Source organism: Blastopirellula sp. J2-11, assembly GCF_024584705.1.
Lineage (GTDB): Bacteria > Planctomycetota > Planctomycetia > Pirellulales > Pirellulaceae > Blastopirellula.
Genome location: NZ_CP097384.1, coordinates 130,940 through 142,959, shown reverse-complemented (window position 1 = coordinate 142,959; position 12,020 = coordinate 130,940). Strand labels below are relative to the sequence as shown.

Sequence of the window (12,020 nt, the reverse complement as noted above, 5' to 3'; positions counted from 1 at the left end):
GCGTAAATTCGTCTACGCTTCTATAGATTAGGTCGTCATTCGCAGGAGCGTCGATTCTCGACGGATGATTTCCGGCAACAACGGAGATCCGCATGCGCAGCAAAACGGCGTCGCAATTAGCCGACGCCGTTAAAATCGCTACAGCCGGCCCTTCGGATCAGCCGCTGCAAATGTATTAACAAGAGACTACGCGGCTGGCGACTCGGGCAAACTGCGAATGCCGATCGACAGCATCACCCAGTACCAACCGGCGAAAATCAATTCAATTCCAAGAAACATGCCGATGATGAAGAGCGAGTTATCAGGCCAGCCTTTGTTGATCATCAAGCCCAACAACACGCTGATCGCGCCGGAAAGCATCTGCCAGCCCCAAGCCGGGAAGCGAATCGTCAACGCCGCGACGATGCGGAAGAGCCCGCCAACCAGCAAGAAGGCGGCGATCAGCAGCGTGACCGCTTGCAGCGCTTCGATCGGAGCGTCAATCATCAACATCCCGACAACCGCGTAAAAAATGCCCATTAGAAGATGCAGCACCATGCCGCTCCAGCGACCCGCCCAAAATGCGCTGGCGATTTGAGCAGCACCGCCAACCACCATCAGCAAACCGAAAAAGACGATGACCGCCAATGAAGTAATGAATGAAGAACCCAAGGCTACGAGGCCAAGCACGATCAGGCCGATGCCGAGAAAGAGGAACCAGCACCATTCTTTTCGTAAGTCGTGCAGTTCATGGCGGATCTCCGACGGCAAATTGGTTTCGTTTGACATAGCTCGAAAGCTCCCGATTACAAAATGAGGGGGGTACGTTGTTCGATTGTTTGACAATATCGCTATTACGACTGTAGCCGCCGTTTTGGCGCCAGGCGGTAACTGCGTGCCGAAGTGCGCAAAAAAAATCCCCGGCCAAGGCCGAGGATTTTGTCGATTTTAGCGATTGCCCTAGCGGCTCTAGCCGGCGATCGAAGCCTTCGCTTCTTTCACGACGTTTTCGACCGTAATGCCAAAGTACGGGAAGAGCTCTTCTGCCGGAGCGCTGGCCCCAAACCCTTTCATGCCGACAAAGCGGCCGCGGAAACCGAGATATCGATCCCACGACTGGCGAACGCCTGCTTCGACCGCCACGCGAGCGACCACGCTGCTGGGAAGCACGCTTTCTTGGTAGGCGGCGTCTTGTTTCTCGAACAACTCGGCGCACGGCATGCTGACCAAGCGAGCTTTTACCCCATCGGCCTTCAACGTTTCGAACGCTTCCACCGCCAGCGACAGTTCGCTGCCGGTCGCCAGCAAAATCACTTCCGGCGTCCCGCCGCAATCGGCCAACACATATCCGCCGCGGGTGGTTCCGCTGGCGCAAGCATATTTTTCACGATCCAACGTCGGCAGGTTTTGACGAGTGAGGACGATCACCGACGGACGATCAGTCAGTTCCATCACCGCTTTGTAGGCCTGCGACACTTCGTTGGCGTCGCCCGGACGGAAGACCGCAATGTTTGGAATCGCGCGAATCGCCGTCAGGTGCTCCACCGGCTGGTGGGTCGGTCCATCTTCGCCGACGCCGATCGAATCGTGCGTGAAGATGTAGAGCACCGGCAATCCCATGATCGCCGACAATCGCATTGACGGACGTAAATAGTCGCTAAAGACAAAGAACGTGGAGATGAAGGGACGATACCCCGACAAGCACAAGCCGTTGGCGATCGCGGCCATCGCATGTTCGCGAATGCCGAAGTGCATGTTACGGCCGCTGTGGTCGTCGGCCAAAAAACTGCCGGCGCCGGGGAACTTCAAACCGGTTTTGGTCGAAGGCTCCAAGTCGGCCGAACCGCCCAGCAAGCTTGGTACGCTCTTGGCGATCGCGTTGAGCACCTGTCCGCCGGAAGCGCGCGACGCGACTCCCTTCGGATTGGCGTCAAACTCCGGCAGTTCAGCGTCCCACTCGGTCGGCAAATCGCCTGACATGATCTGCTTCCACTCATTCGCTTCGGCTGGGAACGCTTTTTCATAAGCCGCGAATTTCGCTTCCCAATCGGTGCGAGCCGTCGCTCCGCGAGCGCCCATCGTTTCGGCAAAGTGATCGGTCGTCTCGCTTGGCACAACAAACTTGTCGTAGCCCCAGCCGTAGACTTCTTTGGTCGCAGCAATTTCCGCTTCCCCCAATGGAGCGCCGTGAGCGCCATGCGTGTTGGCCATCGTCGGCGCACCCCAGGCGATGATGCTGCGCACGATGATCAAGGTCGGTTTGTCTTCGGTCGCTTTGAAAGAATCGTAAGCGGCGTTCAACAAGCCCAGGTTATTCGCGTCGGCAACCTTGACAACGTGCCAACCGAGTCCCTCAAAGCGAGTCGCGACATCTTCGCTAAACGCGAGTTCGGTGTCACCCTCGATCGTGATATGGTTGTCGTCGTAGATCCAGCAAAGGTTCGACAACTTCAAGTGACCAGCGATCGACGCCGCTTCGCAAGCGACCCCTTCCATCAAGTCGCCGTCGCTACACATCGCGTAAACGTCATAGCCGAACACGTCATGGCCGGGACGGTTGTAGCGGGTACGCTCGTACTCGGCGGCCATCGCCATGCCGACGCTGTTCGCTACGCCTTGGCCAAGGGGACCGGTCGTCGTTTCGATCCCGGTGACTTCATAGCTTTCCGGGTGACCGGCGCATGGGCTATGCAATTGACGAAACCGCTTGATGTCGTCGATTTTGACCGACAATTCGTCGCCGCCATTTTTGCTCTTCACGCCGGCCAGATGCAGCAGCGAGTAGATTAGCATCGACGCGTGACCGCACGATAAGACGAAGCGATCGCGTCCCGCCCAACGGGGATAGTTGGGGTCGTAGTTTAAATGGTTTGACCACAACGTGTAGGCGACCGGAGCAAGCGCCATCGGCGTGCCGGGGTGACCGCTATTAGCCGCCTGAACGGCGTCCATCGACAAAGTACGGATGGCGTTGATCGTTAGCTGTTCGATGCTGGTTGTGGAAACGGACATTCGGCTTCAATTCTCGCGTGACAGTAGAATAAGTAGGGGTGATCGCAGCGGAAGCTTGCAACGATCGACCGGACGGAGCGCACAACGGCGCACTCCTTCCGCAAACCGGCCATTGTACCGGTCTTGAAAGCGAAGCGTCAACGATGCCGAACCCGCCAAAAGAAGGCTTTCTTTGGACCTTAATGGTGGTGAAAGCGGAGCATTAACTTCCCACCCCTTTGAATTCGCCGCTTCGGACCACTATTTTTGGGGCCTCCCCTCTAATTACCAATTGTTGATTCTGACCTGAAAACCAACGAGTCCTGCAGATGGAACAACGTATTGAACGCTTGGAAGAGCTGGTGACCTATCTCGAAGAGACGCTCCGCGTCCTCAACGAAGTGGTTGTTCAGCAAGCGAACCAACTCGACAAAGTAACCAAACACTGCCAGCAGTTCTCCAACGAACTGCGCGATGTTCGGGAACAGATGACAGAGAAGCGCAGCCCTGACGAAGAACGCCCGCCGCACTATTAATCATTGCGGCGGCATCAGGGCTAGACGATCTCCGAGAACTACGACTCTGTGAGTTGTGCGATGAACGACTAGCTTGCTTCCGTCGGTTGCGGTTCGACCGCGGGCAGTTCGATGTAGAAGGTGCATCCCTGCCCTTGCCCCGGCGAATCCAGCCAGATACGTCCTCCCTGCAATTGAATAATCCGCTGCACCAGCGCCAGTCCGACTCCGGTCCCTTCGGTGCGCGGGTCGAGCTTTTCAAACAATCCAAAAACGCGCTGATGAAACTTCGGATCGATGCCGATTCCATTGTCTTTAATATAAATCGTCGGCGGGCGGTCTTTGCCGGTGATCACGCCGATTTCAATCGAAGGGTTTTGCGAGTTCCGATATTTGACCGCATTCTCTAGCAGGTTTTGAAACACTTGCTGCCAGCGGACCCGATCACCGCTGATCGTCGGCAGCGTGTCGTTGATAATGATCTTGACGCCGGCGCTCTTGATACGCGCTTGCAACTGAGACATCGACTCTTGCACCAAGTCGTGCAGCGGAACAATTTCATGGGGATCCAAAACGCGACCGACGCGCGACAATTCCAACAGGTTGTCGAGCAGCGTTCCCATTTTGCGAACCGCCAGCATGATCTCATGACAATCTTGCTTGACTGCTTCCGCATCGTTGAGTTCGATATCCTCTTCCAGCACGCCGACAAAACCGCTGAGCGTCACGAGCGGACTGCGCAGTTCGTGCGAAACGGTATAGGTGAACCGCTCCAGCTCTGAGTTTTTGTATTCCAACTCCGAAATTAGTCGCTCGCGTTCCACCTCGGCTTCTTTCGCTTCAGAGACATCCGTAAACGCGCCGAGCATTCGGGTCGGTTCCCCTTTTTCGTTGCGTATTAGCATGCCGGAAGTCTGAATCCATCGATAGCGGCCGTCACGGGCTTGAAGCCGCACTTCTAAGGAGAATTCCCCTCCCTCGGCGCTCGCGAGATAATCGTTAAGCCAAGCTTGGTGTTCCTCCAGATCGGCGGGATGCATTAACGAGTAAATCGTCTTCCGCTGCGATCCCAATTCTTCGGCTGTGTATCCTAGCGTCTCAAAAATGTGATCGGAGTAGCTGATTGTGTCGTTTACAATATCCCAATCCCAGACCACGTCATTGGTCAGATCAACAATCAATTGCAAACGACGCTCGTTCTCTTGCAAATCGGATTCCGCCGTTTTTCGCTCCAGTTCTTTGCCGGCGCCTGAGGCGAATAGCTTTAACATCGACGTGATCATCTCGATGTCGTCAAACGGCTTATCATTCAACAACGACAGCAATCCGATAACTTCGCCGCGCGAATTGGTTAGCGGCGCACCTGCGTAGCTGACATAGCCAAAATCTTGCAGCATTGCGTCCTTGGGAAACTGCTGTTGGACATCGTCTCGATAAATCGCCAGGCAGTTGCATGCAATCTGTTCGCAAGGCGTATCAGTCAGATCGTAGATCAGATCCTCGGGCAGAAGATGTTCGTCTCGTTCCCAATGGGACAAGACCAGCACTTTTGTTCGATCCTGCGGCGACAATTGTCCGACAAAGGCCAGCTTACTTTCGAACGCCGCTCCCAATGAGTTAACGAGCGACTGCAAATAAGGGAGCCCCGACTGCTCACCGATTTGCAGAATGGTCGTGCGCAAAATCTCGTCGGATCGGCGCAGTCGTTCAAATTCGTCAGTAATTTCCATCAGGCAAAGTCATCGCGCACAGGATTCTTGTTTGCCGAAGTCTAGCCTGTACAACAAAAATCACGAAGCGAAGATTTTAGGAATGGGGATACCCGCAATTTCCAAAACTGCGCCAAAGAGAAAACTGGAGTCGAAGGCGGTGAATTAGCTGGCGAGAGCGCAGCGAGACTGCCAAGCTTACTCTTCGTCGTTCAGGAAGAGATCCTTCAAACCGGCGACAACTTCCCCAAAATAACTGCTGACGGCGCCTGACCAATCGCTCCACAGCTCATCACTGTCGATCAATTCAGTCATGATTTCGATTTCGATTTCCGTCTCAAACAACTGATCGTCGACTTCAATCTGCAGTAGCGTCTCTTTGTCGCCGTCGTTGTCTCCATCGGAATAGGAGACATTCCCTTGTAGCAGGGTAAAGTCGAACCCGACCGGAAAAATGAACTCGACCTGCAACAGCGCCTGCAGGGCCAACAACATCGCTGGATCTGGCGCCAACCGGTTGCCGCCAACATCAATGGGAACAAAACGCAGCGGCGGGTCATTCTGACCACCATCGCCGGGGTCTCCCTCATCGCCGGGATCCGTTCCGCCGCCAGGCCCTTCCTCGCCGCCAACCGTGGTTTCCGTGATCCAGGCCTCGGGATAGTTCGCCGGAAACTGGATCTCTTCCGAACCCCAGTTCTTGCCCAAGTTCCGAATCATGTAAGACATGTCGATGAGCGACACGACGTAATCTTTGTTGACGTCGGCGTACCAGGTCGCCTCACCGTTTGGTTCGCTTGCCGTATGGCCGAGCGTGCGAATCATCATCGACAAATCAATCAGATTGATCGATTGATCGTCATTCAGATCGTAGATCACCGGAACAAGCCCAAACTCGGGCGTTTCGGCGGAATGCACCTCCAGCGCGTTCCCCTCCGACGTCATCGCCGTGCTGCGAACCATATCAAGTTCCAGCGAATGAGGACCAACTGTTCCCGTTTCGAAGTCGAGCTCGACGTTGTCTCGGTTCAAGTCCGCGCCAAATTCAATGCGAGCAAACAATACCAATCCCTCAGCGGGCCCAGCACCTGCGGTCGGCGGCTGGGCGTGCGCCGTAAGATTGCGCAGCTCACCAAGTTCGTCGTCGACCGAAAACTGGCCGCCGGCGAACGCTGGTCCAAAGGTCACATTACGCGGAGTCGCAATCTCGGTTTGATAATTTAGGTCGACCGACATATCGTCGACCGATTCGCCCGATTCCACCCAAACTTCGACAAAATAACGATCCCACTCGTGGGTGCGGAGCATGCTCTCTGGCAATTGCTCAACGCTGCCGTGATCGGCATCGGAAAACTCGGTGGGGTCCGTAACGACGCTAAAGTGCAAGAGAACGGGAGCCGGATCGACCTGCTCTCCTTCCAACTCGAACTGACGTGGTCCGAAATTGGCCGCCGGTGACCGCGGCGTGTCGATATCGTCAGCCGGCGCAAAGTTGGGGTCTAAGAACGCGTCGGCGGCGAGCATCGCTCGAACTTCGAGCGACTCGATTGATGCGCCTCGACGTACATGAATACGTCGGACACGCAGAGGATTTCCGCCTTGAGGTCGCCACATGGCGATGTTGCTTGCCCAGAATGTGAGGAGGTTGCCTGAGACGCCGGTGTTCCGTCCGTACGCCGAGGTGTGAGGTTTCAGGGAGGTCTGTGGCCCGCGCTTGCCCTCATCCTGTGACCGTGTACTCCGTTATAAGTACAATGTGGGGGGATTGAAACGGTCTGGAGGGATTTTCTTGAAAATCTTACATAACCGCCCTTCGGGTTCCCGCAAGGGGCGACAAGCCCCCACCGCGATGGGTGCGTGCGGCGAATGCAGCGTCTAACTGCCCCAATCCGCCGAGTGCTCTTGCCTTAACTGGCCAAAAACTCTTCGGTAGAGACCGAAGTCGCATAGCCAAATTGCAGTGCCGCCATGAATGCGGCATGGGCCTGAGCGGCGGGGACATGAACTCCGTTGAATTTGAGATCACGTGACGCGCAAGCGTCATGCACCACCGTGCAATGGTAGCCAAAATCGTAGGAAGCCCTCGTCGCTGCATCCACGCACATATGGCTCATCGCACCGCAAATCACCACCTTCTCAATGCAGGCGTTGTCCAAAATCGATTTCAGCTCGGTTTCGCGGTAGGCATTGATGTCATGCTTCAACACAACCGGCTCGCCTTCCAAGCTCTGCACCTTGGGATGGATCTGTGCGCCAACGGAATTAGGAGCAAAGAACGGCGCATCAGCGGTCGGAAACTCGTGCCGGATATGCACTACCAGATCTCCCGACTCCCGGGCAGCGTTCAAAAGTCGCGCCGCATTGTCGGCAGCTTGATCCATCCCGCTCAAAGTCCAGCGACCACCCGGAAAATAGTCGTTTTGAATATCGATCACGATCAGCGCATACTTCGCCATATTCTCGCCTTTTTACGATGTTTGCCTGCTCACCACATCCACTAAGCGTCTGCAAACCTTGACGTCACGATATCGCGGCGTATCCAGGCAGTCAAAGAGTTTCCTCTTCGCCGCGCCGCTACTTACTTAATCGCCTTCCGCCGAAAACAATCGGCCGCATGGTCGTTGACGATCCCGGTCGCCTGCATCCAGGCATAGACGATCACCGGTCCGACAAATTTAAAGCCGCGCTGTTTGAACTCTTTCGAGATCGATTCGGAGAGCGGCGTCTTCGTCGGCACAATTCCGGTGGTGTTACGGATCGGTTTTCCTCCGGCCAGTTTCCAGACGAACGTCGAGAAATCTTCGCCCGACTCCTGCATCGCCAGATAAATACGAGCCCCCTGAATCGTCGATTCAATTTTGGCGCGAGAGCGGACGATTTCGGCGTTGCCCAGCAGGCGATTGATGTCTCGTTTGCCAAACCGCGCAACCAACGCGGGATCAAACCCGGCGAACGCTTCGCGAAAAGCGTCTCGTTTGCGCAAAATGGTCAACCAGGACAAGCCGGCCTGGAACCCGTCCAGCATCAATTTTTCCCACAGCGCTCGGCTGTCATACTCGGGAACTCCCCACTCTTCATCGTGATAGGCGCCTAGCAAATCATTGCTGTCAGCCCATTTGCATCGTTTTGGCATCGGATCAATCTTGGATGATTTTAGACTTGAACAGAACGCTTTAGGCTTTTGCCCGGCCCTCGGCTGCACTGCTTCGGATGATCGCCGCCGCCGAGCGTTACACGTTTGCTGGGACGCTAAAAATGGGGTCAGGTCCCAATTTCGCGGCGAAATTGGGACCTGACCCCATTTTTAGCCGAAACTCGATTTTGCTCCTTCGGTTGCAGTTCGCGGGAATTCTCGCCCCTTTCCCTTGCTCCTCCCGCTTGTAACCGGCTCTTTCCTGGGTTTAAATTGGAGGGATTTTACGCCGAGACCTCCGCCCCTAGAGGGTGGAACGATCTTTCCCACTTTGTCTCTTTCAACAGAACTGGGACCACGGTGCCGCGACGCGACGACATCAAGAAAATCCTGCTCATTGGTTCTGGCCCGATCATCATCGGCCAAGCCTGCGAATTCGATTACTCCGGCACTCAGGCCTGCAAGGCGCTGCGAGAGGAGGGCTATGAGGTGGTGTTGGTAAATTCCAACCCGGCCACCATCATGACCGATCCCGACATGGCCGATCGCACCTACATCGAGCCGCTCTCGTGGGAGATCATCGAAAAAATCATCGCCAAAGAGCGTCCTGATGCGCTGCTGCCGACTCTCGGCGGACAGACCGCGTTGAATCTGGCGATGGATCTAGACAAATTTGGCGTACTAGAAAAGTACGGCGTCGAGATGATCGGCGCCAACGCCGCCGTCATCGCCAAAGCGGAAGAACGTGAACAGTTCAAAGCGGCGATGGAAAAGATCGGGCTCGAAGTCTGTCGCGGCGGCACGGTCCATACGATTCAAGAAGCGCGCGCGGTGCTCGACGAGATCGGCCTGCCGGCCGTCGTTCGTCCCAGTTTCACGATGGGCGGATCAGGCTCAGCAATCGCCTACAACCGAGAAGAGTTTGACTCGCTGGTCCGCAACGGGCTCGATCAATCGCCGGTTAACGAAGTGCTGATCGAAGAGTCGGTGATCGGTTGGAAAGAATACGAGATGGAGGTGATGCGCGACGTCGCCGACAACGTCGTGATCATCTGTACGATCGAAAACTTTGACCCGGTCGGCGTGCATACCGGCGACTCGATCACGGTCGCTCCGGCTCAGACGCTCAGCGACAAAGAATACCAGCGGATGCGTGACGCTTCGCTCGCGGTGATTCGCGAGATCGGCGTCGAGACCGGCGGCTCGAACATTCAGTTCGCCAACGATCCGCATTCGGACCGGATGATCGTCATCGAGATGAATCCCCGCGTCAGTCGCAGTTCGGCGCTCGCGTCGAAGGCGACCGGTTTCCCGATCGCCAAAATCGCGGCCAAACTAGCGGTCGGCTATCTGCTGCACGAACTGCCGAACGACATCACCCGCGAGACGCTCGCCTGCTTTGAGCCGACGATCGATTATGTTGTCACCAAGATTCCGCGGTTCGCGTTTGAGAAGTTCCCCGAAGCCGACGCGACGCTGACAACGCAAATGAAGAGCGTCGGCGAAACGATGGCGATCGGCCGCACCTTTAAAGAGTCGTTTCAAAAAGCGCTGCGCGGGCTCGAGGTCGGACGCTTCGGCTTCGGCAGCGACGGCAAAGATCTGTGGGGAACCGAAGAGCAGCCGTCGGATGACGAGATTCGGGCCAAACTCAGCACTCCCAACGCCGACCGTCCCTGGTATCTGCGGTATGCGATCAAGTCGGGCATGACGCTGGAGAAGATCCACCAACTGACCTTCATCGATCCCTGGTTCATCGATCAGCTGCAACAGTTGGTCGAAAAAGAAGAAGAACTTGCCGCGATCGGCTCGCTGAGCGCGATCACCGCCGCGCAGATGAAAGAAGCGAAGCAGTTCGGTTATTCCGATCGCCAACTATCCACGCTGCTGGGAAGCAGTGAGTTGGAAGTTCGCAAACAGCGGAAGAAACTGGGCGTGATCACCACGTTCAAATCGGTCGATACCTGCGCCGCCGAATTTGAAGCGTACACGCCTTATTTCTATTCGACCTACGAGGACGAAGACGAAACGCCGGCGAAGAATCCGGACAAGAAACGCGTAATGATTCTCGGCGGCGGTCCCAACCGGATCGGCCAGGGAATCGAGTTCGACTATTGCTGCTGCCATGCTAGTTTCGCGCTACGCGAACTGGGGATCGAATCGATCATGGTCAACAGCAACCCAGAGACGGTCAGCACCGACTACGACACCAGCGACATCCTCTTCTTCGAGCCGCTGACGACCGAGGACGTGCTGAACATCTGTGACAAAGTGCAGCCCGACGGAGTGATCGTGCAGTTCGGCGGACAAACCCCGTTGAACCTGGCGCGAGCTTTGGCGACTGCCGGCGTGCCGATCATCGGCACCAGCGTCGACACGATCGAAGCGGCCGAAGATCGCGAGAAGTTCCAACAGTTGCTCAATCAGCTGGGTCTGAAGCAGCCGGCCAATGCGATCGCGCGGACCATGACCCAGGCGCGCACCGAGTCGGCCAAGGTCGGCTATCCTTCGCTGGTTCGTCCGAGCTTTGTGCTCGGCGGTCGCGCGATGGAAATCTGCTACGACGACAAGCAGTTCGAGCGTTACGTCGCCGAGGCGTTCCTCGTCGCGCAAGGTCAGCCGGTGCTGATCGACCGCTTCTTAGAAGATGCGACCGAAGTCGATGTCGACTGCATCAGCGACGGCGAGAACGTCGTTGTCGCCGGCGTCATGGAACATATCGAAGAAGCCGGCGTCCACTCGGGCGACTCGGCATGCTCGATTCCTCCTTACAGCTTGCCTGGCCCGGTCGTGAATGAAATTCGCGAAGCGACCGTCGCGATGGCCCGCAAGCTGAAAGTGATCGGCTTGATGAACGTGCAGTTCGCCGTCAAGCAAGAAGATGGCAAGATGAACGTCTATGTGCTGGAAGTGAATCCTCGCGCCAGCCGCACCGTGCCGTTTGTCGCCAAAGCGACCGGCATGCAAGTCGCCAAAATCGCCGCCAAAGTGATGACCGGCATGACCCTGCCGGAATTGGGAATCACCAAAGAACCGATTCCCGCGCACGTCTCGATCAAAGAGTCGGTCTTCCCGTTCCGTAAGTTCAGCGGCGTCGACATCGTCCTCGGCCCCGAGATGCGTTCGACCGGAGAAGTGATGGGGATCAGCGAACGTTTTTCGATCGCCTTCGCCAAAAGCCAACTCGCGGCCGGCATTCTGCTGCCGCAGCCGGAAGATGGAAAAATCTTCCTCAGCGTTTCACCGCGACACAAAGACCATATCGTCGAGATCGCCAAACGACTCGATTCGCTTGGCTTCCAACTGGTCTGCACCGAAGGAACCGCCAAACGACTGCGTGAAGAAGGCTTGAAGGTCGAGCAAATCAAAAAGCTGGCCGAAGGTCATCCGAACTTGCTTGACCTGTTGATCGACGGCGCCGTCTCGCTGGTGATGAATACGCCCAGCGGCAAAGGAGCCCGCACCGACGAAGGTCGCATCCGCGCCGCCGCCGTACAACACGGCGTCCCCTGCATCACGACGATTCAAGCCGCTGAAGCCGCCGCCAAAGCGATGGAAGCGCTCCGCAACGGCGAGATGAACGTGCTCTCGCTGCAGGACCGCTTTCAAAAGATGGGCGAGCAGTAAATCCGTAACATGCGCTGAATGTTCGCCTTCTGGCGATCGTGCTGCTAGAATCGCGCTGGCTTTGCC

8 protein-coding genes are annotated in these 12,020 nt (G+C 56.3%); 2 read left to right on the top strand and 6 right to left on the bottom strand.

Annotated features, from left to right (window positions below):
- Positions 1-186: 186 nt before the first annotated feature.
- Together M4951_RS00615 and tkt are read right to left on the bottom strand one after the other, a co-directional pair.
- Positions 187-768: an HdeD family acid-resistance protein gene (locus M4951_RS00615; RefSeq protein WP_262024546.1), complete on the bottom strand. Its 582-nt coding sequence runs from the start codon at positions 766-768 to the stop codon at positions 187-189.
- Positions 769-948: 180 nt separating this feature from the next.
- Positions 949-2,991: a transketolase gene (tkt, locus tag M4951_RS00610; RefSeq protein ID WP_262024545.1), complete on the bottom strand. Its 2,043-nt coding sequence runs from the start codon at positions 2,989-2,991 to the stop codon at positions 949-951.
- A 308-nt stretch (positions 2,992-3,299) separates the two neighbouring features.
- On the opposite strand from tkt, the gene M4951_RS00605 reads away from it, so the two are divergent.
- Positions 3,300-3,506: a SlyX family protein gene (locus M4951_RS00605; protein ID WP_262024544.1), complete on the top strand. Its 207-nt coding sequence runs from the start codon at positions 3,300-3,302 to the stop codon at positions 3,504-3,506.
- Positions 3,507-3,574: 68 nt separating this feature from the next.
- Here M4951_RS00605 and M4951_RS00600 read toward each other — a convergent pair whose 3' ends face one another.
- The 4 genes from M4951_RS00600 to M4951_RS00585 all read right to left on the bottom strand — a co-directional run bounded on the left by M4951_RS00600 (position 3,575) and on the right by M4951_RS00585 (position 8,327).
- Positions 3,575-5,215, bottom strand: coding sequence for a sensor histidine kinase (locus M4951_RS00600; protein WP_262024543.1), 1,641 nt, complete (start codon positions 5,213-5,215; stop codon positions 3,575-3,577).
- 177 nt (positions 5,216-5,392) lie between these two features.
- A complete protein-coding gene (locus M4951_RS00595; RefSeq protein ID WP_262024542.1) occupies positions 5,393-6,808 on the bottom strand; it encodes a dockerin type I domain-containing protein in 1,416 nt (471 codons plus the stop codon).
- A 293-nt stretch (positions 6,809-7,101) separates the two neighbouring features.
- Entirely contained in the window at positions 7,102-7,650 is a 549-nt protein-coding gene (locus M4951_RS00590) for a cysteine hydrolase family protein (RefSeq protein WP_262024541.1), read from the bottom strand.
- Between the two features lie 122 nt (positions 7,651-7,772).
- Positions 7,773-8,327, bottom strand: a complete 555-nt coding sequence (locus M4951_RS00585) for a DNA-3-methyladenine glycosylase I (protein ID WP_262024540.1) — start codon at positions 8,325-8,327, stop codon at positions 7,773-7,775.
- A 360-nt stretch (positions 8,328-8,687) separates the two neighbouring features.
- On the opposite strand from M4951_RS00585, the gene carB reads away from it, so the two are divergent.
- Positions 8,688-11,954 (top strand): carbamoyl-phosphate synthase large subunit, encoded by a 3,267-nt coding sequence (gene carB / locus M4951_RS00580; protein ID WP_262024539.1) that lies wholly within the window; start codon positions 8,688-8,690, stop codon positions 11,952-11,954.
- The last annotated feature ends 66 nt before the right edge of the window (positions 11,955-12,020 follow it).

Coding starts and splice junctions, on each gene's coding strand:
- M4951_RS00615 (WP_262024546.1), bottom strand. CDS start 768: ATGTCAAACGAAACCAATTTGCCGTCGGAGATCCGCCATGAACTGCAC.
- M4951_RS00605 (WP_262024544.1), top strand. CDS start 3,300: ATGGAACAACGTATTGAACGCTTGGAAGAGCTGGTGACCTATCTCGAA.
- M4951_RS00600 (WP_262024543.1), bottom strand. CDS start 5,215: ATGGAAATTACTGACGAATTTGAACGACTGCGCCGATCCGACGAGATT.
- M4951_RS00585 (WP_262024540.1), bottom strand. CDS start 8,327: ATGCCAAAACGATGCAAATGGGCTGACAGCAATGATTTGCTAGGCGCC.
- tkt (WP_262024545.1), bottom strand. CDS start 2,991: ATGTCCGTTTCCACAACCAGCATCGAACAGCTAACGATCAACGCCATC.
- M4951_RS00590 (WP_262024541.1), bottom strand. CDS start 7,650: ATGGCGAAGTATGCGCTGATCGTGATCGATATTCAAAACGACTATTTT.
- M4951_RS00595 (WP_262024542.1), bottom strand. CDS start 6,808: ATGTGGCGACCTCAAGGCGGAAATCCTCTGCGTGTCCGACGTATTCAT.